The 23,579-nt window shown below is 69.9% G+C and carries 20 protein-coding genes; 13 read left to right on the top strand and 7 right to left on the bottom strand.

All coding sequences use genetic code 11. The features are described from left to right. The first annotated feature begins 65 nt into the window (after positions 1–65). The 3 genes from ASF68_RS14840 (at position 66) to ASF68_RS14830 (ending at position 4,210) form a co-directional block, all read left to right on the top strand. Entirely contained in the window at positions 66–533 is a 468-nt protein-coding gene (locus ASF68_RS14840; RefSeq protein ID WP_056012786.1) for a hypothetical protein, read from the top strand. Further along, a complete protein-coding gene (locus ASF68_RS14835) occupies positions 530–2,722 on the top strand; it encodes a hypothetical protein (RefSeq protein WP_157580476.1) in 2,193 nt (730 codons plus the stop codon). The genes ASF68_RS14840 and ASF68_RS14835 overlap by 4 nt, the downstream gene beginning before the upstream one ends. A gap of 132 nt (positions 2,723–2,854) precedes the next feature. Further along, positions 2,855–4,210, top strand: a complete 1,356-nt coding sequence (locus ASF68_RS14830; RefSeq protein ID WP_056012780.1) for a hypothetical protein — start codon at positions 2,855–2,857, stop codon at positions 4,208–4,210. Positions 4,211–4,233: 23 nt separating this feature from the next. Here ASF68_RS14830 and ASF68_RS14825 read toward each other — a convergent pair whose 3' ends face one another. Further along, positions 4,234–5,895 carry a DUF2142 domain-containing protein gene (locus tag ASF68_RS14825; RefSeq protein ID WP_056012777.1) on the bottom strand — a complete coding sequence of 554 codons (1,662 nt, stop codon included), beginning with the start codon at positions 5,893–5,895 and terminating at the stop codon, positions 4,234–4,236. A 208-nt stretch (positions 5,896–6,103) separates the two neighbouring features. Between ASF68_RS14825 and ASF68_RS14820 the strand changes: the two genes are divergently transcribed. Genes ASF68_RS14820 through ASF68_RS14810 form a run of 3 tightly spaced genes read left to right on the top strand, consistent with a single transcriptional unit; the run spans position 6,104 to position 9,739 of the window. Then, entirely contained in the window at positions 6,104–7,372 is a 1,269-nt protein-coding gene (locus tag ASF68_RS14820; protein WP_056012774.1) for an acyltransferase, read from the top strand. Next, positions 7,369–8,454 carry an NAD(P)-dependent oxidoreductase gene (locus ASF68_RS14815; protein ID WP_056012771.1) on the top strand — a complete coding sequence of 362 codons (1,086 nt, stop codon included), beginning with the start codon at positions 7,369–7,371 and terminating at the stop codon, positions 8,452–8,454. Before ASF68_RS14820 ends, ASF68_RS14815 begins: the two co-directional genes overlap by 4 nt. 4 nt (positions 8,455–8,458) lie before the next feature. After that, positions 8,459–9,739: a hypothetical protein gene (locus ASF68_RS14810; protein WP_157580472.1), complete on the top strand. Its 1,281-nt coding sequence runs from the start codon at positions 8,459–8,461 to the stop codon at positions 9,737–9,739. Positions 9,740–9,763: 24 nt separating this feature from the next. On the opposite strand, the gene ASF68_RS14805 is transcribed toward ASF68_RS14810, so the two are convergent. The 3 genes from ASF68_RS14805 to ASF68_RS14795 are packed head-to-tail and all read right to left on the bottom strand — an operon-like array spanning position 9,764 to position 11,835. Then, positions 9,764–10,162 (bottom strand): DUF2304 domain-containing protein, encoded by a 399-nt coding sequence (locus ASF68_RS14805; RefSeq protein ID WP_235526837.1) that lies wholly within the window; start codon positions 10,160–10,162, stop codon positions 9,764–9,766. Continuing rightward, positions 10,159–10,896: a glycosyltransferase family 2 protein gene (locus ASF68_RS14800; RefSeq protein ID WP_056012766.1), complete on the bottom strand. Its 738-nt coding sequence runs from the start codon at positions 10,894–10,896 to the stop codon at positions 10,159–10,161. The genes ASF68_RS14805 and ASF68_RS14800 overlap by 4 nt, the downstream gene beginning before the upstream one ends. Positions 10,897–10,947: 51 nt before the next feature. Further along, positions 10,948–11,835, bottom strand: coding sequence for a glycosyltransferase (locus tag ASF68_RS14795; protein WP_056012764.1), 888 nt, complete (start codon positions 11,833–11,835; stop codon positions 10,948–10,950). A gap of 90 nt (positions 11,836–11,925) precedes the next feature. Between ASF68_RS14795 and gmd the strand changes: the two genes are divergently transcribed. The 5 genes from gmd to ASF68_RS14770 all read left to right on the top strand — a co-directional run bounded on the left by gmd (position 11,926) and on the right by ASF68_RS14770 (position 18,528). Further along, positions 11,926–12,957, top strand: coding sequence for a GDP-mannose 4,6-dehydratase (gmd, locus tag ASF68_RS14790; RefSeq protein ID WP_056012762.1), 1,032 nt, complete (start codon positions 11,926–11,928; stop codon positions 12,955–12,957). A gap of 5 nt (positions 12,958–12,962) precedes the next feature. Continuing rightward, positions 12,963–13,898 carry an NAD-dependent epimerase/dehydratase family protein gene (locus tag ASF68_RS14785; RefSeq protein ID WP_056012760.1) on the top strand — a complete coding sequence of 312 codons (936 nt, stop codon included), beginning with the start codon at positions 12,963–12,965 and terminating at the stop codon, positions 13,896–13,898. Continuing rightward, on the top strand, positions 13,895–15,082 hold the full coding sequence (locus tag ASF68_RS14780) for a DegT/DnrJ/EryC1/StrS aminotransferase family protein (RefSeq protein ID WP_056012756.1): 1,188 nt from the start codon (positions 13,895–13,897) through the stop codon (positions 15,080–15,082). Before ASF68_RS14785 ends, ASF68_RS14780 begins: the two co-directional genes overlap by 4 nt. Positions 15,083–15,169: 87 nt before the next feature. Beyond that, positions 15,170–16,012 (top strand): HAD family hydrolase, encoded by an 843-nt coding sequence (locus ASF68_RS14775; protein ID WP_369796495.1) that lies wholly within the window; start codon positions 15,170–15,172, stop codon positions 16,010–16,012. Next, complete coding sequence (locus ASF68_RS14770; protein ID WP_056012753.1) at positions 16,009–18,528, top strand: glycoside hydrolase family 65 protein; 2,520 nt, start codon at positions 16,009–16,011, stop codon at positions 18,526–18,528. The genes ASF68_RS14775 and ASF68_RS14770 overlap by 4 nt, the downstream gene beginning before the upstream one ends. Positions 18,529–18,589: 61 nt before the next feature. On the opposite strand, the gene ASF68_RS14765 is transcribed toward ASF68_RS14770, so the two are convergent. Continuing rightward, entirely contained in the window at positions 18,590–19,684 is a 1,095-nt protein-coding gene (locus tag ASF68_RS14765; RefSeq protein ID WP_056012749.1) for a glycosyltransferase family 1 protein, read from the bottom strand. Between the two features lie 73 nt (positions 19,685–19,757). On the opposite strand from ASF68_RS14765, the gene ASF68_RS14760 reads away from it, so the two are divergent. After that, positions 19,758–20,747 carry a glycosyltransferase family 2 protein gene (locus ASF68_RS14760; RefSeq protein WP_056012746.1) on the top strand — a complete coding sequence of 330 codons (990 nt, stop codon included), beginning with the start codon at positions 19,758–19,760 and terminating at the stop codon, positions 20,745–20,747. Between the two features lie 34 nt (positions 20,748–20,781). Here ASF68_RS14760 and ASF68_RS14755 read toward each other — a convergent pair whose 3' ends face one another. Together ASF68_RS14755 and ASF68_RS14750 are read right to left on the bottom strand one after the other, a co-directional pair. Next, entirely contained in the window at positions 20,782–22,062 is a 1,281-nt protein-coding gene (locus tag ASF68_RS14755; protein WP_056012743.1) for a lipopolysaccharide biosynthesis protein, read from the bottom strand. Positions 22,063–22,069: 7 nt separating this feature from the next. Further along, positions 22,070–22,915, bottom strand: a complete 846-nt coding sequence (locus ASF68_RS14750; RefSeq protein ID WP_056012742.1) for a glycosyltransferase family 2 protein — start codon at positions 22,913–22,915, stop codon at positions 22,070–22,072. A 77-nt stretch (positions 22,916–22,992) separates the two neighbouring features. Here ASF68_RS14750 and ASF68_RS19370 point away from each other — a divergent pair, with 77 nt between their 5' ends. After that, complete coding sequence (locus ASF68_RS19370; RefSeq protein WP_056012739.1) at positions 22,993–23,544, top strand: DapH/DapD/GlmU-related protein; 552 nt, start codon at positions 22,993–22,995, stop codon at positions 23,542–23,544. Positions 23,545–23,579: the final 35 nt, after the last annotated feature.

The following is a 23,579-nucleotide window of genomic DNA, read 5'->3' as shown; positions in this document are numbered from 1 at the left end:
AGACCGGCCGCTGGGCCCGCTACCCTGATTCGGGGTACAACCACCCGCTGAGAGGACACAGGTCAATGAGCGACCGTACGAGGCCGACCTGGCAATACGTCGGGATACTCCTGATCGTCTCATCCGCGCTCGTCGGGTGCACCGGACCGGACGCGCCGTCACCGTCGCCGACGACCTCCACCCTGGCCCCAGGGAACGAGTCGACCGCGAAGGGCGAGGACCCGACTCCGATCCCGCCGGAGGCCGTGCTCGTGTTCGCCACCGTCGACGCCGACGGGGCAGCGGTGTCCGCGTCGGCCTACGTCGCCGGCGTCATCGAGAACGGCGGGACCTGCACGTTCACCTTCTCGGCGGGCGACGCGGTCGTCACCGCTGAGGCCGAAGGACTCGCCGATCGGGCGACCACCAGCTGCGGCACCGTGCAGGTGCCCATCGACCAGTTCACCTCCGGTCCGTGGAGCGCCTCGGTCAGCTACACCTCCGCCACCATCTCGGAGCTCGTCTCCGCCAGCTCCCCATTGGAGATCCCATGAGACGTCGATTCCCAGCCGTCATGATCGCGGTCATCGCCCTGCTGGCGGGGTTGTTCACCGTGATCCCCACCGCCGGACCGGCGAGCGCGGCCGACGCCCGGAACTTCAACCCCGGCAACATCATCTCGGACGGGCTGTTCTACGACGGCGCGTCGATGTCCGCGGGGGAGGTGCAGACGTTCCTGAACAGCGCCGTCCCGACCTGCCGTTCCGGGTACACCTGCCTGAAGGACTACCGTCAGGCCACGCCGACGCGGGCCGCCGTCAGCGGACGGTGCGCCGCGTACACCGGTGCCGCGAACGAGTCGGCCGCGCAGATCATCGCCAAGGTCGGTCAGGCGTGCGGGTTCAGCCAGAAGGCCATGATCGTCCTCCTCGAGAAGGAGCAGGGGATCATCACCGACGACTGGCCCAGTGCGCGCCAGTACCGGAGCGCGACCGGGTACGGCTGCCCCGACACCGCCGACTGCGACTCGACCTACTACGGCTTCTTCAACCAGGTCTACGCCGCCGCCCTCCAGTTCAAGAACTACCAGGCCAACCCGACCCGGTGGAACCACGTTCCCGGTCGGGTGAACACGGTGCGGTTCAACCCCAACGCCGCCTGTGGGAGCAGCCAGGTCTACATCCAGAACGCGGCGACCGCAGGGCTGTACAACTACACGCCCTACCAGCCCAACGCCTCCGCGCTCGCGAACCTGTACGGGACCGGCGACGGGTGCGGCGCGTACGGCAACCGCAACTTCTGGCGGATGTACTCGGACTGGTTCGGATCGCCGACCGACGTCCCGAACCCCATCGGTTCCGTCGACCAGTTCACGGCGTCGGTCGGAGCGAAGACCGCCACGCTGTCGGTCCGCGGATGGACGCTCGACTCGAACCGGTCGTCCAGCTCGATCGAGGCGCATGTGTACGTGACCTACCCTGACGGCAGCGTCAAGGGCACCCCGTTGGTCGCGAGTCAGTCGCGGCCGGACGTCGGGGGCGCCTACCCGGGTGCCGGCAACGCCCACGGCTTCTCGACCAACATCGAGGTCACCCAGGGCGGCACCTATCAGGCCTGTGTCTACGGCATCGGGCTGTCGGGCAACAACCGTCTCCTGCAGTGCCAGACGACGGTGGTCTCGCAGAACCCGCCGCTCGGCAAGGTCGACGAGTTCGTCACGACCGGGTCCGGCAGCTCCACCGCGATCAAGGTCCGCGGTTGGGCACTCGATCCCGACGCCTCGTCGGTCTCCTCGCAGGTCCACGTGTACGTGACGCAGCCGGGCGGCAAGGTCGTCGGCACGTCTCTCGTGGCGAACAAGCCCCGTGCGGACATCGGAGCCACCTTCCCGGGTGCCGGCGCCAACCACGGCTTCGAGTTGTCGATCCCCGTGACGACGCCCGGCGTCTACCAGGTGTGCTCCTACGCCATTCCGACGTACTGGAAGAACATCGGCGCGAACCGCCTGCTCGAGTGCCAGTCGGCGAACTACGTGAAGGCGTTCCCGAACGGTCAGGTCGACGCGATCGTCGCCGACCAGACGCCGACGGCTCCGGCCATCTCCGTGAGCGGATGGACCTACGACGCCGGCTCGCCCTCCGCATCCATCGGGGCGCACGTCTACATCACGGATCCGAGCGGGGTGACCACGGGGTACTCGCGCAAGGCGGACAAGGCTCGCGACGACGTGAACCGCGCCTTCGGCATCTCGGGTGCGCACGGGTTCCAGGAGTCGTTCCCGGTGAAGGCGACGGGTACCTACACGGTCTGCGTCTACGGGATCGCCGTCTCGCCCTTGAGCGTCGGACTGAACACGCCGTTCCCCTGCAAGACGGTGACCTTCGGGACGACGCCGCCGACCGGGGCGTTCGACTCGGCCACGGTGACGCCGACGACCGACGGCAAGGCGACGCTCTCCGTGTCGGGCTGGGCGGTGGACCGCGACCTCGCGGGCACGCCGATCCAGGTCCACTTCTACGTGACGCGGCCTGACGCGACGGTCAAGGGCTTCCCCTTCGTCGCCGACGAGACGCGGAACGACGTCGCCCGTGCCTACCCCTGGGCCGGCGCCAACCACGGCTTCGCCGAACAGATCACGCTCGATCAGAAGGGCACCTACCAGGTGTGCGCGATCGCCATCGGCACGGCATGGTCCAACGTCGGGGCGAACACCTCACTCGGCTGCAAGACCGTATCCTACTGAGAGCGAGTGAGCGGCCTCGCCGCCGCGAGATGATCGCGGTGGCGAGGCCGTCGTGCTGCTGACGCGCCGGATCCGCCTGCCAGGGGCCCGGTGCGGGATCCAAGACCTGGCACATCGAGGGGGAGGCTGACCGTGCAGACCGACACGAAGGGGAGATCGGGCGGCATCGCGCAGCTGTTCCGTCGCCGCGACACCCGCTTCTGGGAGCGCGCCGTGGCCGTCCTCCTCATGGTCGCCAGCGCCGTGCTCGTCGGCGTCCACGTCCCGAAGCACATCGCGGTCTCGCCGATCGACGAGTACATGTACATCGACTACGTCGCGAAGGTGTCGTCGCAGGGGGTCGTGCGGACCGGGGAGGGGGTCAGCGAGTTCGCCCGCGCCTACCTCGCCTGTCACAACGTCCGGAACGTCGGCGGTTGGCCCGAGACGCACTGCAATCCGCAGAGCATCGCCGACCCGAACGGGTTCCCCAATCGCGGCATCACGAGCGCTGACATCTACACCCCGGCGTACTTCGCGATCACCCGGGTGCTCGCGCAGCCGTTCGTGATGGCGGGCGTGGACCTCGTGAGCGCGGCACGACTCACCGGGATGTTCTGGTTGGCCCTCGCGGCCGTGGCGCTGTTCTACGCGCTCCGCCGCCTGCTGATCCCGATGATGTTGAGCGCCTCGCTGTCGCTCCTCATGGTGGGCTCGTCCGCGGCGTTCTGGTCCAACACCTTCATCAGCACCGATGCACCGGCGATGGCGGCGGGTGCCGTCGCCCTGCTGCTGGCGCTCCGCACCGCGGAGCACCGGAACGCGGTCTGGTGGCTCGCCGGGGCCGCCGTCCTCGCCGCGCTGCTGAAGTTGCAGCTCCTGTTGCCGTTCGCCGCGGTCGCCGTGTTCTTCATGCTGCAGCGCCTCAGCGCCGTGCGCGGCCGCCCGCGACCGGTGAGCAGCTTCTTCAGGGACCGACTGGTGCTCATCACCGTCGGCGGAGTCCTCGCGGCGGTCGTCGCGCAGTTCGTCTGGATGGTCGTCCGATCCTCGATCGCCGTCGGGGACGCCGGGGCCCTCGTCGCGTCGGCGAGCTTCACGCCCTCGGCGCTGGCCGACGAACTGTTCCGTTTCATCCCCGCCCTCGCCGAGGGCGCCCTCGACCCGGCCTCCACCGGGGGTGGGGCGATCATCCCGGTCGGGGTGCTGACGCTGCTGGTCGCCGGCGGTCTGATCGGCCTCTGGGGCTCGTCGCGGGGGCTGTCCACGGAGAGCAACCTCGCGGTGTCGACCATCCTCGTCGCGACGGTCTCCGCGCCGGTCCTCGCCGTGGTGTCAGCGGTGCTGACCGGCCAGTACATCGCGCTCGTCCCCCGCTACGGCCTGTCGCTCCTGCCGTTCGCACTCGCCTGCGCCGGGCTGCTGTTCACGGAGCGTCGCGCGATGCGGATCCCCTTCCTGGTGGTCGCCGTCCTCTGCTACTGCCTGGTCCTCACGATCCCGCAGTGAGCCGACCCGCCGAGCGTGGACGGTCAGCGGGGTGGGTCGACGCGTGACGGCCGGGCGATGCCGCGTCGCGCGCGATCAGCACCCTCGAGCCGTTCGATCTCCGCCGTCTCCTGCCGTTCGGCGGGCGTGACGAGGAGGTCGTCGCGGGAGATGCCCGCCCCGGCGGAGCGGATGAACAGCCGCCGCAGGACCAGCACGGTGAGTGCGGAACCGATCGCGTAGATGAGGGCGAGCGACTTCCACCCGAACGGTGGCTCCCACCCGTCGTTGAAGAACATCTCCGAGAGGCTGCCGTTCGCGCCGACGATGTAGCGCCGGAGCACCATCACGAAGGCCAACAGGTGCCCGATGAAGAGGAAGGCGTATCCGCCGGTCACGAAGTGACGGACGCGTCCGTCCGCCCCGAGACCGGCGTCGTCGAGGGCGAGGCCGGCCACGATCAGCAGGCAGAGCAGCATCGCGAGGGTGTACCGGCCCTGCCAGATGAACCCGTACTGGGCGTAGACGCCCAGCTGGGTCAGTCCGGGGATGAGCACGGTCACGGCGAGGAGGACCCACAGGGCCCACTTCGTGCTGCGTCGTCCCCAGAGCAAGGCGACCGCGAGGATGAGGACGATCCCGGTCGTCCAAGCGGCCAGGGTGAGCGACGGTGAGCTCGTGTCGACCCATCCGAAGAAGCCGATCATCCCGAACATGAAGTCGAACGTCTGCAGTTCGGTGAAGAAGAACACGAACGCGAGACTGACGGGGCTCACGGCGCTGGCCGGTGACGGAGCAGCGAGCGTCGGCGGGGTGAGGTACCAGAGGACCGTCACGCCGCCGACGAGGGCGATGGCCACGATGAGCACCCAGGCGGTCGGAGACCGGAGGACCGGGAGCACCTGTTCGCGCCGGCCGAGGAGCAGGGCGACGACCGCGATCACCAACAGCCAGAGCAGGGAGATGCTCCGCGTCGTCAGGAGTGCCGACGCGGCGACCAGGGCGAGTCCCGCCTGCTCCACCAGTCGACGCCCACGCAGCGATCCCCGGAAGGTGGCGAGCAGGGTGGCGAAGAGGGCACCGGCCGACGCCACCTCGAGACCGTTCGGATTGATCGATCCGGCGAGGTACACGACCATCGGCGTGATGCCGACGACAGCCCCGACGACAGCCCACCGGAAGCGGGGGAGCAGGGTCAGCTGCATGAACATGACGGCGAGCGAGGCGGCACAGAGCAGGGCGCTCACCATCCGCATGCCGTAGAACGCGGCGTCGCCGTCGAGCAACAGCGACGGCCATCCCACGAGGGCGTAGAAGGCGGGACTGTTGAGGCCGGCGGACGACCCGGTCTGCACGAGGGTCTGATCGGTGTCCCGGAGCGGGGTCTGGCAGTCCGCGGTCACCTCGGCGTCGAACGCGAAGCACAGGAGGTCGTGGGCGTTGGCGATGTTCTCGGGCACCGTCGCAGCGGTGAGGGTCGGGTTCTTCGACCACGGGACGGCGACGACCTCGCCCCTGGCGACCGCGGCGGCGCGGATGGCGTGCGAGGGCTCGTCCGGGACCGAGCCGATGGGGGAGGCGAGAGCCCACAGCGCCATCGGCAGCAGGAGGGCGACGAAGGCGACGAGGAAGGTCAGCCAGCGCCGACGTTGCCACGAGGTCTCGGTCGACTCGAGATCGGTCGGGGCCTGGAAGGTCGGGGCCATTGCGGTCGTTCCTATCGGTGGCGTGTGAGCATGCTGCGACTCATCGGGCCGAGTCGAGACCGCTCGCAATCCTACCGGGGGCGCCGCCCGGACCCGCTGACGACGGGCCGTCGTTCGCCGCAGCAGGAGGGCTGCCGGGGTATTCTGGCCTGCAGGCCGCGGATCGTGCGCCCGCGCCCGCCTGGGCGGCTCCGACCGAATGGATGGCATGACTTCGACGACGAATGTCCCGTTCGATCAGCCGGGGCGCCGCAGCGACCGCCGTGGCTTCCTGCGCGGCGACCGCGTCTCCCTCTCGGAAGGGCTGAACGGGCATCGGAACGCCCTGGGCGTCCTCCGCCTGATCCTCGCGTCGATGGTCATCTTCTCCCACGCGTTCCCCACCGGCGGATGGGGAGAGGACCCGTCGAAGGGATGGACGAACGGGCAGGAGACCATCGGCGGATTCGCCGTCATCGGCTTCTTCGCGATCAGCGGTTACCTCATCGCGAAGAGCGGTGCCTCGGCGGACATCCTGCAGTTCCTCTGGCGCCGGGGCCTGCGGATCTTCCCCGCGTTCTGGGCGGTCCTCTGCGTCGGCGCATTGATCGTCGGACCCATCGCGTGGCGGATGTCCGGCAACGGCCTCCGCGACTACATCGGCTCTGGTCCGATCATGTACATCTTCCAGAACGCCGACCTCAGCATCCGCCAGTGGGGGGTGTACGACGTCTTCCAGACGACGACCCCGTACGGCCGGACGGTCGGGTACAGCGTCTTCAACGGCTCGCTGTGGACGCTCGCGCTCGAATGGGGCTGCTACCTGCTCGTCGCCGCACTCCTCGTCCTCGGTGTGCTCCGACACCGGCGGTGGGTCGTGCCCGCGCTCGCCGGTGCGTTCTGGGTCCTGTCGATCGTCAACAGCCTGGCACCGCAGATCGTCGGGATGGTCGCCCCGGCGCTCGCCGATCCGAACAAGATCAAGCTGACGCTCGTGTTCCTCATCGGGGCGTCGTTCGCCGTCTACTCCAAGCGGATCCCCCTCAACGACCTGCTCGGCGTCGCCGCGGGCGTCGTGGTCGTCGTGACCCTGCTGACCGTCGGTTGGGTGCAGATCGGGTACCCCGCGTTCGCCTACTTCGTGCTCTGGCTCGCCGCCCGACTCCCGAAGCGGGTGCAGTGGATCGGCGCCAAGAACGACTACTCCTACGGGATGTACGTCTACGGCTTCCTCGTGCAGCAGTTCACGGCGTTCCTCGGGTGGAACACGCTCGGGTACTGGCCGTGGGTCGGCCTCACCATCCTCGTCACCGCGGGGTGCGCCTGGTTGAGCTGGCACGGGATCGAGAAGCGGGCCATGGCCCTGAAGGACTGGGGTCCCGGTCGGGGGATCGGCTGGCTCGCCCCACGAGGCGGGTCCGCGGCCGTCGAGCCCGCCCCGGGGCGTCCAGTACCATCGAATGTCGAATCGCCTACAGCTAAGGACACCACGTCGTGACTGCTTCAACCCTCGGAACCGTCCTGGTGACGGGAGGCGCCGGCTTCATCGGCTGCGCGCTCTCGCACAAGCTGGCTGCGGCCGCCGACCGCTGGGTCGTCATCGACAAGCTCCACCCGCAGGTCCACCCGAGCGCCGAGCGCCCGGCCGACCTCCACGAGGCCGCGGAGCTCGTCGTCGGCGACGTCACCGACGCCGCCGCCTGGGACGCGCTGCTCGCGGACGTCGCCCCCGACGTGATCGTGCACCTCGCCGCCGAGACCGGCACGGCGCAGTCGCTCCACGCGGCCACGAGCCACGCCCACGCGAACGTCGTCGGCACCACGGAGATGCTCGACGCCCTCGGGCGTGCCGGGCAGGTGCCCGCGCACTTCGTCCTGTCCTCCAGCCGCGCCGTGTACGGCGAAGGCCAGTGGCAGCGGACGGACGGCACCGTCTTCGAGCCCGGCCAGCGGACGCACGCCCAGTTCGAGCGTGGCGAGTGGGACTTCCCGGAGGCGACCCCGCTGCCCAGCCGGGCCGCGGTCACCATGCCGGCCCCGACGAGCGTCTACGGCGCGACCAAGCTCGCACAGGAGCACATCCTCGCCGCGTGGACCGCCGCGCACGACGCGAAGCTCACCATCCTCCGGCTGCAGAACGTCTACGGTCCGGGGCAGTCGCTCATCAACTCCTACACGGGCATCGTGTCGCTGTTCTCGCAGCTGGCGATGGACGGTGGAACGATCCAGGTGTACGAGGACGGCCGGATCGTCCGCGACTTCGTGTTCATCGACGACATCGCCGAGTCGTTCCGCGCCGTCATCACGGCCGGACCCTCCGCCGACGTGTCCCGCTTCGACATCGGCTCCGGCGTCGGCACCACCATCCTCGAACTCGCGCAGGCGATCGCGGCGTACCACGGCGCACCGGCACCGGTGGTCAACGGCATGTACCGCGACGGCGACGTCCGACACGCCGAGTGCAGCATCGAGGATTCGCTCGCAGGCCTCGACTGGGCTCCCGCGTGGGACGTCACGCGCGGGGTCGCCGCCCTCCAGGAGTGGATCGCCGCCGAGCGTGGCTCCGACGTCCGGGGATAACGGCTTGCCCGAGGAGATCGCGCGCCGACGACCGAACGGCGCCGTCCTGATCCTGCTGGCGACCGCGATCGGCGGCGGTGCGGGGTACGTGCTCCAGGTCCTGACCGGTGTCGCCCTCGGCACGGCGGCCTACGCCTCCTTCGCCGTCTTCTGGTCGGCGCTCTACCTGCTGGTGAGCGCGCTGTCCGGCGTGCAGCAGGAGATCGCTCGCGCCGCGCACCCGCTCGACCCCGCCGCCGACGTGACAGGCCGTCGTGCCCCCGTCGTCCGCGACTTCACCGTGATCGCCGCCGCGCTCGTCGCCGTGGTGCTGGCAGCGTCGGCCTGGATCTGGGTGGGGGCGGTCTTCCCGACGAACGGCTGGTCGCTCGTCCTGCCGCTCATCGTCGGCGTCTCGGCCTACCTCGTCGTCGCGGCCGTCTCCGGCGTCCTGTACGGACTGTCGTTCTGGGCCGCTGCGGCCGCCATGACCATCGTCGACGGCCTGCTGCGGTTCGGGATCGTCGGCCTCATGCTGCTCGTGACCTCGGACACCGCGGTGCTGGCCTGGGGCGTGGCTGCACCGTTCGTCATCACTCCGGTCGTGGTCTGGATCGCCGTCCGGCGCGGAGTGGTCGGCCGCTTCGGGATCGACGTGGGGCCGCGGGAGCTCGGCTGGAACGTCCTCCGCACGGTGGTGGCCGCCGCTGCGACCGGGGTCATGGTCAGCGGCCTGCCCCTGATGATCCAGGCGACGGGGGACACGGTGTCCGCCGACGCGTTCGGCTCCCTCACCTACGCCATCACGCTGACCAGGGCACCCGTCGTGATCGTGGTGCTGGCGTTGCAGAGCTACCTCGTCGTGGTCTTCCGATCGCATGCGGCCGCCGTCCTCGGCTGGGTCGCCCGCCTGTCCGCCCTGGTGGTGGTGGCGGCCGGTCTCCTCGCCCTGCTCGCCTGGTGGCTCGGGCCCTGGGCGCTGTCCGTCCTGTTCGGCCGACCGGACGTCCTCGCGGGCGGTACGATCGCGCTCCTCGTCGCCACGGCCGGGCTCGTGGGCGTCCTCTGCGTCACCGGAGCGGCCACCCTGTCGCGTGCCCAGCACGGTGCCTTCGCCGGTGGGTGGATCGTCGCGGCGGTCGTGACCGTCGGGGTGCTCCTCCTCCCGATCGGCTTGCACGAGCGCACGATCCTGGCACTCACCGTCGGTCCCTCGGCCGGCCTGTTGGTCCAGGGTGCCGCGCTGCTCGGTCGCCGTCCGACCGTCGCGCAGCCGGAGTCGTCGGAGCGTCCGCCGCGCTCGTGAGCGCCTGACCGGCCTCGGCCCGGATCAGCCCCGGCCGTCGGTCGGTGCGTCGCCGCCGCGGAGCTCGGCGAGCCGTTGTTCGAGCACCCGGATCCTGAGGTCCTGCAGGGCACTCTCCTCGGCGAGCGTCCTGCTGCGGTTCTCGAGGGTGGTGAGCTCCGAGCTGTGCTGGATGCTCACGAGGAAGAGGATGAGGATGCTCACGAAGAAGACGAGGTTCGTCGGGATCTCCACGCCGATGACCCCGGCCGCCCAGACGAGGACCTGCGGGAACACCCCGATGATGAGGGCGAGGAGGCCGGCGATCAGCCACCAGATGGCGTGCCGCTCGCGGAGCTGGCGTCGCCGCAGCATCTCGATGACGAGACCGAGGGTGAAGAGCGCGGCGACGATGCCGAGGAGGTAGGTGCCGAGGGGGATCACGCGGTCACCACCCCGTCGTGCAGCGCGACGGGTGGTCGGATCAGCGCGAAGACGAGCGCGAGTCCGGCGCGGGCGAGATAGCGCGCGGCCTTGAAGGGGTTGTGCGACGGGGTTCCGCCGGCGCGTGGGCGCATCGCGACGGGCACCTGTCGGATGACGCAGCCCGAGCGCGCGGCGATGACGAGGGACTCGATCGTGTCGCCGAGGTATTCGGCCGGGTAGTGCTCGGCGAAGAGCCGGACGGCTCGTGGGCCGGTCGCCCGGAATCCGCTCGTCGTGTCGGTGAGTTTCGTCCTGGCCACACCGCTGAGGACGCCGGACAGCACGACCATCGCCCATCGGCGCGGGCCGCGCACGGCGTAGTCGCCCTCCCCGGCGAAGCGGGCACCGAGCACGAGGTCGGCGCTCTGGAGCTCCTCCACCAGCCGGACCACGCCGGAGGGGTCGTGCTGGCCGTCGGAGTCGACCTGGACGACGTTCCGGTACCCGTGGGCCAGGGCGTACTTGAAACCGGCGCGCATGGCCCCACCGACACCGAGGTTGAAGGGCAGCTCGGCGACGATCGCACCGGCGGCCCTGGCTTCCGCCGTCGTCGCGTCGGTCGAGCCGTCGTTGACGACCAGCACGGCGACGCCGGGCAGTTTCGCGTGGACCTCGCGGACCACGGCGGCGACCGAGGCCTCCTCGTTGAGCGCGGGCATGACGATGAGGGTGCCGTCGAGGGAGATCGTCATGTGCGGAATCCTAGCAATCGGAGGGTGCGGCGTCCGGGAGGTGGGGCCGCGTCAGACGCGCGCGAACACGTGCTCGAGGAGCGCGCGGCGTCCGCTCGCGTTGCGGGCACGGAGGGCGGCGGGCAGTTCGCTGAGGGCGTTGGCGCGGGAGGTCCAGTGGTTGGCGGCAGCTCGGGCGGCGCGGTTCCAGCCCCTGGCCGAGAGGTCTCGTCGTGCCTCGCCGAAGAGGGTCCGCTCCTGCCGGAACTTCGACCCGTCGGGGCCGGTGACGGCGGACACGCTCTGCGAGTGCCGACGGTAGGAGAAGCAGACCTCGTCGTCGAGGACGAGGCTGCCGCCGTCCTTCGTGATCTCGAGGAGCATGGCGAGGTCCTGCACGACGTCGAGGTCGAGCCGGAACTCGTGCTTCCGGAGCGCCTCGACCCGCCAGACGAGCGAGGGGAAGTACGTCCAGTTCCCGCGCAGCAGGCTCGTCGCGAGCGGCTCGCCACGGTATTCGCGGGCACCGGTGCCGGAGAAGCGGTACATCGCCTTGATCCGATCGGCCAGCGGCGTGGAGGGCTCACCGTGCTCGTCGATGACGGCCACCCCCGGCTGGATGATCGACGCGTCGGGGAAGGCCGCGATGAGCTCGCGCACACGGCGGACGTAGTTCGGCTGCATCACGTCGTCGCAGCCCATGATGACGGAGAACTCACCGGTCATCAGGGACACGCACTTGCGGTAGTTCTTCGACGGTCGGAGGTTCACCTCGTTGCGCAGGTAGGTGATGCGCGGATCGCCGAGGGCGACGGCCCATTCACCCGGCGCGAGGTCCGGGTAGACGTCGTCGACGATCGTTAGCGTCCAGTCGGGGTCGGACTGCGCGAGGACGCTCTCCACCGCCGACCGGAAGTGGTCGAAGCGGCCGTAGAAGGGCATCATGATGTCGAGCGTCACTCCGGTAAGCTAGCAACGATTCTCGGGCAGTGCGGAATTCTTCGACGATCTCCCGGCCCGAACAGACGCATCGATCCAGAGCGGAACCCCATGACTGAGACCCCCGTGAAGAAAGCCGTCATCACCGGTATCACCGGCCAGGACGGCAGCTACCTCGCCGAGCTGCTGCTCGCGAAGGGCTACGAGGTGCACGGCTTCGTGCGCCGTGCGTCGACCTTCAACACGGGTCGCATCGACCACATCTACGACCCCGAGGCGACCCACGACGGTTCGCCCCGCCTGCAGCTGCACTTCGCCGACCTGGCCGACGGCTCACGCCTCGCCACCCTCCTGGCGGAGATCCAGCCGGACGAGGTCTACAACCTCGCCGCCCAGTCGCACGTGCGGGTGAGCTTCGACGAGCCCGAGTACACCGGCGACACGACCGGCATCGGCACCGTGCGTCTGCTCGAGGCCATCCGACAGGTCGGCCTGCACTGCCGCTTCTACCAGGCGTCGAGCTCGGAGATGTTCGGGGCGACCCCGCCGCCGCAGAACGAGGAGACGCCGTTCTACCCGCGTTCGCCCTACGGTGTCGCGAAGGTCTACTCGTACTGGATCACGCGCAACTACCGCGAGGCCTACGGCATGTTCGCCGTCAACGGCATCCTCTTCAACCACGAGTCGCCTCGCCGTGGCGGCACCTTCGTGACCCGGAAGATCACGCGCGCAGCCGCACGGATCGCCGCCGGCCAGCAGGACTTCCTCTACATGGGCAACCTCGACGCCGTCCGCGACTGGGGCTACGCGCCCGACTACGTCGAGGGTATGTGGCGGATGCTGCAGGCGGACGAGCCGGCCGACTTCGTGCTCGCCACGAACACGGCGTACACCGTCAAGGACTTCCTGCAGTTCTCCTTCGAGCGCCTCGACCTCGACTGGGAGAAGTACGTCAAGTTCGACGAGCGCTACCTCCGCCCCACCGAGGTCGACGCCCTGATCGGCGACTACGCGAAGGCGGAGTCGGTGCTCGGATGGACCCCGAAGGTGCTGCCGCCTCGCCTCGCCCAGATCATGGTCGACTCCGACGTCGCCGAGCTCGCCGCGTCCGGCAAGCCGTACATCGACACCGCGGAGGTCTAGGCGCGGTGCGCGTCCTCCTCACCGGTGGCGCCGGGATGCTCGGCTCGAGCATCGCCGAGGTTTGGCCGACGCTCCGCCCGGGCGACGACCTCGTCGTGGCGACCCGTGCGGACGCCGACCTCACGGACCGGGCGGCGGTCGCGGCGCTCATCGAGCGGACGGCACCGGACGCGATCGTGCACACGGCGGCCAAGGTCGCCGGCATCCAGGCGAAGCTCCAGCGCCCCACCGACTTCCTCCTCGACAACCTGCTGATCGACACCTCGGTCATCAGTGGCGCCATCGCCGCGGGTGTCCCGGAACTGCTGTACGTGTCGAGTGCCGCCATCTACCCGGAGGGCCTCCCGCAGCCGATCGGCGAAGACGCCCTCCTGCGTGGCACCCTCGAGGGCGCCAACGAGGGCTACGCGCTCGCGAAGATCGCCGGAACGAAGCTGTGCGAGTACGCGAGTCGTCAGTACGGTTTCGCCTATCGGGCCGCTGTGCCGAGCAATCTCTACGGTCCGGGCGACGACTACACGCACGGGCAGGCGCATCTCATCGCGGCCGCCCTCGGCAAGGTCCACGCCGCCGTCACGAGCGGCAGCGACGAGGTCGAGGTGTGGGGCGACGGCACCGCCCGTCGCGAGTTCACCTACACGCCGGACCTCGCCGCCTGGCTCGTCGGCCAGATCGGTTCACTCGCCGCATGGCCGGTCACCCTGAACCTCGGGCCCGGCGTCGACCACAGCATCACCGAGTACTACGACGCCGCCGGCCGCGCGGCCGGGTTCACGGGCCGGTTCCGCTACGACGCCTCCAAGCCCTCCGGCGTGCATCAGCGCCTCCTCGACTCGGCCGCGGCCCGCGCGCTCGACTGGAACCCCACCACCCCGCTCGCAGCCGGCGTCGCCGCGAGCTACCACGCCTATCTCGCAGCTCAGGAGCCCCAGACATCATGACCGACGACACCTTCGACTCCGGTTTCCCCCTCGCCACCTCCTCCTGGGACGCGGCCGAGTACGCCGCCATCCAGCGCGTCGTCGACAGCGGGCGCTTCACGATGGGGCCGCTCGTCGCCCAGTTCGAGCGCGACTTCGCCAGTGCCTTCGGCGCCGGGTTCGGTGTCATGGTCAACTCCGGATCGAGCGCGAACCTCCTCGCGATCGCCGCCGCCGTCCTCGACGAGCGCGTCGACCTCCAGGCCGGCGACGAGGTGCTCGTCCCCGCGGTGTCGTGGGCCACGACCTACTACCCGCTCCAGCAGTACGGGCTCATCCCGAGCTTCGTCGACATCGACGTCGACACGCTCAATATGGACCTCAGCCTCGCCGAAGCGTCGATCACCCCGCGCACCAAGGCCATCTTCGCGGTCAACCTGCTCGGCAACCCCAACGACTTCGCCGCGCTCACGGCATTCGCCGAGCGACACGGGCTGCTGCTCATCGAGGACAACTGCGAATCCCTCGGCGCGAAGGACGACGGCCGCTTCGCCGGCACCGTCGGTTCGATGGGGACGTTCAGCGCCTTCTTCTCCCACCACATCTCCACGATGGAGGGCGGGATGATCCTGACCGACGACGAGGCCACGGCGCAGATGCTCATCTCCCTCCGCGCGCACGGCTGGACGCGTGGTCTCCCCGAGCACAACGCGGTCCACGACAAGTCCGGCGACGAGTGGGACGACCTCTTCCGCTTCGTGCTGCCCGGGTACAACGTCCGTCCACTGGAGATGTCGGGTGCCATCGGGATCGAACAGATCCAGAAGGTGCCGTCGCTCATCGCGGGCCGTCGCGAGAACGCCGCGTACTGGACGGAGCGGTTCGCCGGCCTCGACTCCGTGCGCATCCAGCGGGAGCAGGGCGAGAGCAGCTGGTTCGGCTTCTCCCTCGTCCTCGAGGGCCCCCTCGCCGGCCGCCGCGCGGAACTCGTGCGGGCCTTCGCCGCAGCCGGGATCGAGTCGCGCCCCATCGTCGCCGGCAACTTCACGAAGAACCCGGTGATGAAGTACCTCGACGCCAAGGTGCCCGCCGAACTCCCCGCGGCGGACAAGATCCACGACGACGGGCTCTTCGTCGGCAACCACCACTTCCCGGTCCACGCGGGTATCGACCGCGTGTACGACACGGTGGCCAAACTCTCCTAGGCTGGGTCTGCGCGGTCGTCCCACCGGTCCGCAGCAGCTTCCGTTCCACCGTCCACCTCTTCCCCCGACCGACGAGGACTGTGCACCGTGACCCAGCCGATCGACGCGCCCACGAACGACATCCTGAGCCTTCCCGAGGCGGCCGCGCGGCTGCTCACCGTGAAGGCGGTGCTGTTCGATCTCGACGGCGTCATCACCCCGACCGCCGAGATCCACATGCACGCGTGGGCGAAGCTCTTCTCCGCCGAGCTCGTCGCGCGCGGCATCGCCGAGCCGTACACGGACGCCGACTACTTCCAGTACATCGACGGCAAGCCGCGCTACGACGGGGTGCGGGCGATGCTCGCCTCCCGAGGCATCGTGCTCCCGGAGGGGTCGCCGACGGACGCTCCGGAGCTCGAGACCGTCTGCGGCCTCGGCAACCGGAAGAACTCGGTGTTCACGGCCGTCCTCGAGGAGGACGGCATCGCCCCCTATCCCGGGTCCGTCGCCTTCCTCGACGCCGTCGAGCGCGCGGGGCTCCAGGTGGCGGTCGTGTCCAGCTCCAAGAACGCGGAGGTCGTGCTCCGGGCTGCCGGGTTGCGCGACCGCTTCGGGGTGGTCATGGACGGCGTCGTCGCCGCGCACGAGGGGATCGCGGGGAAGCCTGCGCCCGACACCTACGTCGAGGCCGGTCGTCTCCTCGGGTGCTCGCCCGCCGAATGCGTCGTCGTCGAGGACGCGCACTCCGGCGTCCAGGCCGGTCGCAGCGGCGACTTCGGGCTCGTGCTCGGGGTCGACCGCGGGATCGGACACCAGGCCCTGATCGACGCCGGTGCGGACGTCGTGGTCGACGACCTCGACGAGCTCGTCGCCCCGCTGCTCGCGGCCGCATCGACCACACCCCAGACCCCCACGGCCCCCCACGACCCCTCCGAGGACCAGGCATGAACCACATCACCAGCGACCCGCTCGACCGCCACCGGTTCCCGCTCGACGACTGGGCGCTCGTCGAGACGCACGTCGACGCGGACGACGAGGGCACGACCGAGACCCTGTTCGCGCTCGGCAACGGCTACCTCGGCTTCCGCGGCAACGTCGAGGAGGGCCGCGACGGCCACGTCCACGGCACGTTCATCAACGGATTCCACGAGACCTGGCCGATCCGCCACGCGGAGGAGGCGTTCGGCTTCGCCCGCGTCGGTCAGACGATCGTCAACGCGCCCGACACGAAGGTCGTCCGCCTCTACGTCGACGACGAGCCGCTGATCCTGAACGACGCCGACCTCCTGAGCTTCGAACGCCGCCTCGACTTCAAGACGGGTGTCCTCAGCCGTGAACTCGAGTGGCGGACGCCCTCCGGCAAGCGGGTGCACATCCGTTCCCGGCGCGTGGTCTCCTTCACGGACCGCCACCTCGCGGTCCTCGACTACGAGGTCACGCTCCTCGACGCCGACGCCTCACTCGTGCTGTCCAGCCAGATCATCAACCGGCAGGACCGCCAGGACGACTACCTCACGAACGCCCCGGAGCCCGGCATGGGCGACCCGCGCAAGGCCGAGTCCCTCACCGAGCGTGTGCTGCAGCCTCGGTACAAGCTCATCGACGGCCCGCGTGCGATGCTCGGCTACCAGACGACGAACTCCGGCATGACGATCGTCGCGGGCGCCGACCACACCATCGAGACCGACAACGAGTACGAGGTCTCGACGCACATCGAGGCCGACCTCGCGAAGCACGTCTACACGATCCGCGGCCGCGCCGGTGTCCCGACGAAGCTCACGAAGATCATCAGCTACCACACCTCGAACGCCGTCCCGCCGAAGGAGCTCGCCGACCGCTGCGCACGCACGCTCGACCGCTCGGGCGAGAACGGCATCGAGTCCGCCATCCGCAACCAGGAGCTCTGGCTCGAGGACTTCTGGGCGCGCTCGGACGTCGAGGTCCACGGGCAGCCGGCCGTCCAGCAGGCGACCCGGTGGAACCTCTTCCAGCTGGCTCAGGCGACCGCACGCACCGACGGTGGCGGCGTCGCGGCCAAGGGTGTCTCCGGCTCGGGATACGGCGGCCACTACTTCTGGGACACCGAGATCTACGTCCTCCCGTTCCTCAGCTACACCGCACCGCTCGTGGCCAGGAACGCCCTGCGGTTCCGTCAGAACATGTTGGACGCCGCCCGCTCCCGCGCCACCGAGCTCAACCAGCACGGCGCGCTGTTCCCCTGGCGGACGATCAACGGGCTCGAGTCGTCCGCGTACTACGCCGCCGGTACGGCGCAGTACCACATCGACGCCGACATCTCCTATGCCCTCCGGCAGTACGTCGCGGCGACCGGCGACGAGGACTTCCTCGCCAGGGGCGCCGTCGACATCTTCGTCGAGACGGCGCGCATGTGGGCCGACCTCGGCTTCTGGCGGGCCAACGGCAAGGACTCGTTCCACATCTACGGGGTCACGGGCCCCGACGAGTACACGACGGTGGTGAACGACAACCTCTACACGAACGTGATGGCGCGGTCGAACCTGCTGTCGGCGGTCGAAGCCGTCGAGCGCCTGCGGGCCGACGACCCGGCGTCCTTCGGTCGCCTCGTCTCGCGACTGTCGCTGGACGACGCCGAGATCGCCGAGTGGCAGCGCGCCGCCGAGCACATGCACATCCCGTTCGACAAGCGGCTCGGCATCCACCCGCAGGACGCCCAGTTCCTCGAGAAGGAACTGTGGGACCTCGACCACACGCCGCCGGAGCACCTGCCGCTGCTGCTGCACTTCCACCCGCTCGTCATCTACCGGTTCCAGGTGCTCAAGCAGGCGGACGTGGTGCTGGCGCTGCTCCTGCAGGGCGACCACTTCACCGATGAGGAGAAGCTCGCCGACTTCGACTACTACGACCCGCTGACCACGGGCGACTCGACCCTGTCGGCGGTCGTGCAGTCGATCATCGCCGCGGAGGTCGGGTACCAGCGACTCGCGCTGAAGTACTTCTGGTCGGCGCTCTTCGTCGACCTCGCGAACCTGCACCGCAACACCCCGGACGGCGTGCACGTCGCGTCGACCGGTGGCGTGTGGAGTGCACTCGTGCTGGGCTTCGCCGGCATGCGCGACCACGGCGGCGTCATCTCGTTCTCGCCGCGGCTCCCGGTGGACTGGCAGGGGATCACCTTCCGCCTCACCGTCAAGGAGACGCGGGTGCGGATCTCCGTCCGTCGCACCGAGATGCGCTTCACCGTCGAGGAGGGCGACTCCGCGTCGTTCGTCGTCGCCGGCGGCGACGTCCTCGTCGAGGCGGGCACCACGGTGACGGTCCCGCTCGACAACCAGGGTCCGCACCTCGTCGGCGAGCCGAGCGCCAGCGACATCGAGGGCAGCCGTCGCGCCGACGGATCGCTCATCACCGTGTCGATGCCGACGATCGCGCTCGGCCCCGCGGACACCGAGTCCATCCCGATCATCCAGCCGCAGTCCGAGTAACCGATGACCGGCTCGGTGGACGACCGCCTCGGCGGGTCCGTCCGCCGGGCCGGTCGCGGCGTTACGCCCGGAGTGCCGCGCGGAAGGTCTCCAGGGTCTCGGTGGCGGTGCGCTCCCAGGAGAACCGCTTCGCCTGCTCGAGTCCGGCCTCGGCCAGCCGCTGCATCTCGTCGGGCCGGGTCACCGCGGTGCGCATGACGCCGGCGATGCTGTCGAGGGAGTTCGGGTCGAGGTAGAGCGCGGCGTCGCCGCACACCTCGTGGTAGACGGGGATGTCGCTCATCATGACCGGGAGACCGACCATCATCGACTCGAGCGCGGGAAGGCTGAACCCGTCGACGAACGACGGCATCGCCATGATCGTGGCGCGGCGGTAGAGCTCGCCGAGCTCCTCGCTCGTGAGCCAGCCCTGCAGCTCCACCCAGTCCTGCATACCGGTCTCGTCCACGACGGCCTGCAAGGGGTCCTCACCGTGGCTCCCCGTGATCACGAGGCGCGGGCGTTCGTGTTCGGCGAGGAGCGGCAGCGCGCGGATGAGGCTCGCCCAGTTCTTGTGCGGGCGCCGGTTCCCCGTCGCGAGGACGAAGGGGCGCTCCTGGTCGGGCTCGCGGTCGCCGTCGATGGTGGGCATCGTGCCGGCGAGCGGCACCAGGTCGATGCGCGCGCGGGGCACCCGGAGGTACTTCTCGATCTCCGCGCGGGACACCTCGCTGATCGTGAGGACCCGGGTCGCGTTCCTCGAGGTGAGGCGCTCCATGACCTTGACGGGGGCGGTGTACAGCGGCGTGGTCATGAGTTCGGGGTTGCTCCAGTAGAGCATGTCGTGCATGGTGACGACCGACGGCATCGACGACCGGGCGGGGCCGAGGGTCGCGGGGGAGTGCATGAGGTCCGCGCCGTGTCGTCGCGCCTGCCGGGCCACCTGGAACAGTTCGCCGAACGCCCAGACGAAGCGGTTCTCCCCGCTGATGCCCGTGTCCACCATCTCGCCGGGGAACCAGGAGTGGTCGAGCCGGTAGCCCTCCGAGCTGATGAGCCCCACGAACTCGAATTCACTGCCCTGCCGACCGATCTCGCGGTACAGCTCGCGGGCGTAGGTCTCCATACCGCCCTTCGTGCCGGTGTAGGACAGGAGGTCGACGGCTACGCGGGGCATAAGGCACGAGGATAGCAGCGGGACGAGCGGGATAGGCTGGTGGGCGGTCCGGTGAGCGGTGAGGAGCGGGTCCATGCCACAAGCACCAGTCGACGAGCGGGTCTCCGTGGCGCTCTGCACCTACAACGGCGAGGCGTTCCTCGCGGAACAGCTGGCCGGCATCACCGCACAGACGGTGCTCCCACGCGAGATCGTGGTCAGCGACGACGGGTCGACCGACGGGACGCCCGCGATCGTCGAGCGGTTCGCCGCGGTGTCGCCGATCCCCGTCAGATTCCTGCGGAACCCTGAGGCGCTCGGCGTCACGCGGAACTTCGAGGGCGCCATCCGGGCGACCGTCGGTGAGCTCGTGGTCCTCTCCGATCAGGACGACGTCTGGCGGGCCGACCGGATTGAGCGGGCGCTCGCCGCCTTCGACGCGCGCCCGGAACTCCAGCTGGTGTGCTCCGACGCCCGGCTCGTCGGTGCGGACGGGTCGCCGCTCGGGACGACGCTCTTCGCGTCGCTGTCCATCGGTTCCGAGGAGCGGCAGCGCATCCGCTCCGGCGATGCGTTCGACGTCCTCCTCCGGCGCAACCTCGTGACCGGCGCGACGGTGATGTTCCGCCGGGAGGTCTTCGACGCGGCGGCTCCGTTCCCATCGCCCTGGGTCCACGACGAGTGGCTGTCCATCGTCGCCGCGTCGCGGGGTCCGATCGAACTGCTGGACGAGCCGCTCGTCGACTACCGCCAGCACGGCGCGAATCAGATCGGTATCGTCGAGCCGACGCTGCGGTACAAGGTCTCGCGTCTCCTGCAACCCGGGCGGCAGCGGAACCGCGACATCGCGGATCGCATGGCCGGCCTCGCCGCCTGGCTCGCCACCGCAGGGGGATCAGTGCCGCTCGCAGATCCGGGGGCCGTCGGGGCGAAGGCCGCCTTCGAAGGGTTCCGTGCCGAGCTGCCGTCGGCCAGGTGGCGACGGACCCTGCCCGTGCTGCTCCGCGCGCCACGCGGCGAGTACCAGCGGTACGCGAGTCAGGGCGTGTTGGACATCGCGCGCGACCTGCTCCAGCCTGCCTGAGCGCGGCGCCTCCGGGTGGCTGCTGGCCTCGGCGTCAGGCGCCGGTGAGCAGCAGGAGGGCAGCACCGACGAGCACCACGCCGAGGGCGAGGAGACCGCCTCGCCACGGAGCCCGGTGGCGCGCGGCGACGAGGAGGAGGCCCATCACGACGAGTTCTCGAGCGTTCACGAGCCACGCCGCGAGTTCGAGGTCGTGCACGGCGACGACGCCGATGGGCAGCGACAGTAGCACGCCGATCGCCTTGATCGGACTCGCCCAGCGCATCCGGCTCTCCGCCTGGAGGATGGCCGTGACCGTCCACGCGACCACGGACGGGGCGACCGCCAACGCGAGGACGGGGACGAGGGCGAGGGCCGGATCCCAGGCTTCGGCGAGGAACGGGGCGACGAGGAGCTGTGCGCCGACCGTCGTCAGGACCGCCGCCAGGACGGATACGGCGAGGGAGCGGCGGAGCGAGCGCTCGGCGAGCCCGACGAGCTCGGAACCGCGTCCGCTGCGCGCCGCCCCGACGAGGACCGGACGGATGACGTTGATCGTGGCCAGTGCCGCGGCGTCGCCCACGCTGCGCGACAGGGACATGGCGAAGGCGTACTGTCCCAGCCTGGCGTCGCCCGCCAACGCGCCGATCGAGACGCGGTCGGTCTGCCCCTGGCCCCAACCGAGGAGCGCGAACAGTGCGGTGTGCAGGTAGTCGCGGAACACGGTCGAAGTGGCGGTGCCCGGCCGGTCGTCGTCGGTCGTGGCAGGCACCGAGCGCGCGGCGTGGCGTCGGTTGAGGAGCGCGAAACCCGCCTCGGCCAGGGTCGCCTGCAGTGCGCTCGCGAGCAGTGAGTGCGTCGTCACCAGGATCGGCACGCTGCAGAGGAGTGAAGCGGTCGACGACCAGGCCTGGGATGAGGCGATGTGCTTCCACCGCCCGGCCCGTTGCAGCCGGACCAACGCGTCGAGACCGAGCGCCGAACAGCTCGGCACGAGGACGAAGGGCACCAGCGCGATCGCCTGCCATCGGTCAGGACCGGCCTGGGTCAGGGACAGGGCGACGACGGTCGCGGCCAGGAGCCCACCGCCGACCCCGGCGGACCACCCGCGGAATCGTCGGACGAAGCGGTCCCCGCCCTCGGTTCCGGCGTGGACGACGGCGGTCTGCCGCGCGGCCGTGTCGCCGACGGTCTGCACCAGGGTGAGCGCCAGGACCATCCACGCGTACATGCCGACGACGGACGGCGCGACGATCGCCGCCAGGACGAGCATGATCAGTGCGGAGGCCACCCGGGGGAGGATGCGCTCGAGGATGGACCAGGCGAGGTGGATCATCGCCGGCTCACAGGTAGAGCGTCCGGCTGTGCAGACTCTCCGCGACCCGGCCGGCTCGGGAGGCCAGACGCTCGACGGCTCGTCGTCGCCGGAGGCTCGACGGTGTGCTCGTGAGGAGCAGGAGGACACCGGAGCCGACGGCGGCGGGCAGTGACCACCAGCGTGATCGTGGCATGCCCGCGGAGCGGTGGCTCGCGTACAGCCGCACGTTCGCGCGGCCATAGGCGAAGAACTGTTTCGCGACCGAGCGGAGCTCGCCACGGAGGGCGTAGTCGACGACCGCGTCCGGAACGGCCACCGTCTCCGCACCGAGCCGCGCCGCCCGCCAGAAGAAGTCGGTCTCATCGCCGCCACCGGCGAACGACTCGTCGAACCCGCCCACCAGCTCGTACACCCGCCGGGTGAATCCGCAATTGGCTCCGATGGGCCAGGGGATGTCCCACAGGGCGCGGTAGACGCCCGAGTCGTGTGCGACCAGTCGTCCGTCCGGGAGGCGTCGGTCGACCGCCCCGCCCACGCACTCGGCACCGGCGGTGAGGGCCCGGGCATGTGCTGCGAGCCACCCGGGCCGGACGACGTCGTCCGCGTCGCAGAGCAGCACCGCCCACCCGCGTGATGCCGCGACGCCGGTGTTCCTGGCGTGGTTGATGCCCGGCCGGCCACCGGCGTCGATGAGTCGGATGCGGGCGTCGCGGCGACGATAGTCCCGGACGAGCGCCGCCGTCGCGTCGGTCGAGCCGTTGTCCGCGACGACGACCTCGAACACCTCGTCACCCTCCTGGGCGAGGAGGGCGTCGAGCTGCGCGCCGAGCGTCTGCGCGCCGTTCCGGCAGGGGATGACGATGGACAACACGATGGACTCCGATCGGGATGGATACTCGTATGCTAGTATTCTAATGTCTTATTCACAAGTTTGAGCGGGGAGCACAAATGTTGAGAAAGCCACTCGGGCTGATCGTCGGGTCCGCCGAGGTGGTCGTCCTACGACTGGCCTCCGGCGTTCCGAACAACGCCGTCCGTCTGGCGGCACTGCGGTCCTGGGGTGCGGTGATCGGTGCCGGATGCGCGATCCACCACGGACTCCAGGTTCGGGGTGCCCGTCGCCTCTCGCTCGGAGCCGACTGCTTCATCGCGGAGGACGTCACGCTCGATGCCCGTGGTGGTCTCGCCGTGGGCTCCCACGTGAGCATCAACAGCGGCGCGCAGATCTGGACCGCCCAGCACGACAGTGCCTCGCCGGTGTTCGCATACGAGTCGGCTCCGGTGCGCATCGGTGACCGAGCGTGGATCAACGCGCGGTCCATCATCCTGCCCGGTGTGTCGATCGGTGAGGGCGCGGTCGTCGCGGCCGGTGCGGTCGTCACGAAGGACGTACCGGCCTGGACCATGGTGGGCGGGGTGCCGGCGAAGCCCATCGCCGATCGTCCTCGCGTCGACGCCTACCGCCTCGACGCCCGTCGGAACAAGATCTGGTGGTGGTGACCACCCGTGCGTCGGCCGCGCGGCGTGGTGATCCG

This window comes from Plantibacter sp. Leaf314, assembly GCF_001423185.1.
GTDB lineage: Bacteria > Actinomycetota > Actinomycetes > Actinomycetales > Microbacteriaceae > Plantibacter.
The sequence above is the reverse complement of the archived record's forward strand: the minus strand, read 5'-3'. Positions and strand labels throughout refer to the sequence as shown.

Excerpts from the sequence above, each read along its gene's own strand:
- ASF68_RS14840 (WP_056012786.1), top strand. The coding sequence starts at position 66 with ATGAGCGACCGTACGAGGCCGACCTGGCAATACGTCGGGATACTCCTG.
- ASF68_RS14835 (WP_157580476.1), top strand. The coding sequence starts at position 530 with ATGAGACGTCGATTCCCAGCCGTCATGATCGCGGTCATCGCCCTGCTG.
- ASF68_RS14825 (WP_056012777.1), bottom strand. The coding sequence starts at position 5,895 with ATGGCCCCGACCTTCCAGGCCCCGACCGATCTCGAGTCGACCGAGACC.
- ASF68_RS14820 (WP_056012774.1), top strand. The coding sequence starts at position 6,104 with ATGACTTCGACGACGAATGTCCCGTTCGATCAGCCGGGGCGCCGCAGC.
- ASF68_RS14800 (WP_056012766.1), bottom strand. The coding sequence starts at position 10,896 with ATGACGATCTCCCTCGACGGCACCCTCATCGTCATGCCCGCGCTCAAC.
- gmd (WP_056012762.1), top strand. The coding sequence starts at position 11,926 with ATGACTGAGACCCCCGTGAAGAAAGCCGTCATCACCGGTATCACCGGC.
- ASF68_RS14780 (WP_056012756.1), top strand. The coding sequence starts at position 13,895 with ATGACCGACGACACCTTCGACTCCGGTTTCCCCCTCGCCACCTCCTCC.
- ASF68_RS14770 (WP_056012753.1), top strand. The coding sequence starts at position 16,009 with ATGAACCACATCACCAGCGACCCGCTCGACCGCCACCGGTTCCCGCTC.
- ASF68_RS14765 (WP_056012749.1), bottom strand. The coding sequence starts at position 19,684 with ATGCCCCGCGTAGCCGTCGACCTCCTGTCCTACACCGGCACGAAGGGC.
- ASF68_RS14760 (WP_056012746.1), top strand. The coding sequence starts at position 19,758 with ATGCCACAAGCACCAGTCGACGAGCGGGTCTCCGTGGCGCTCTGCACC.
- ASF68_RS14755 (WP_056012743.1), bottom strand. The coding sequence starts at position 22,062 with ATGATCCACCTCGCCTGGTCCATCCTCGAGCGCATCCTCCCCCGGGTG.
- ASF68_RS19370 (WP_056012739.1), top strand. The coding sequence starts at position 22,993 with ATGTTGAGAAAGCCACTCGGGCTGATCGTCGGGTCCGCCGAGGTGGTC.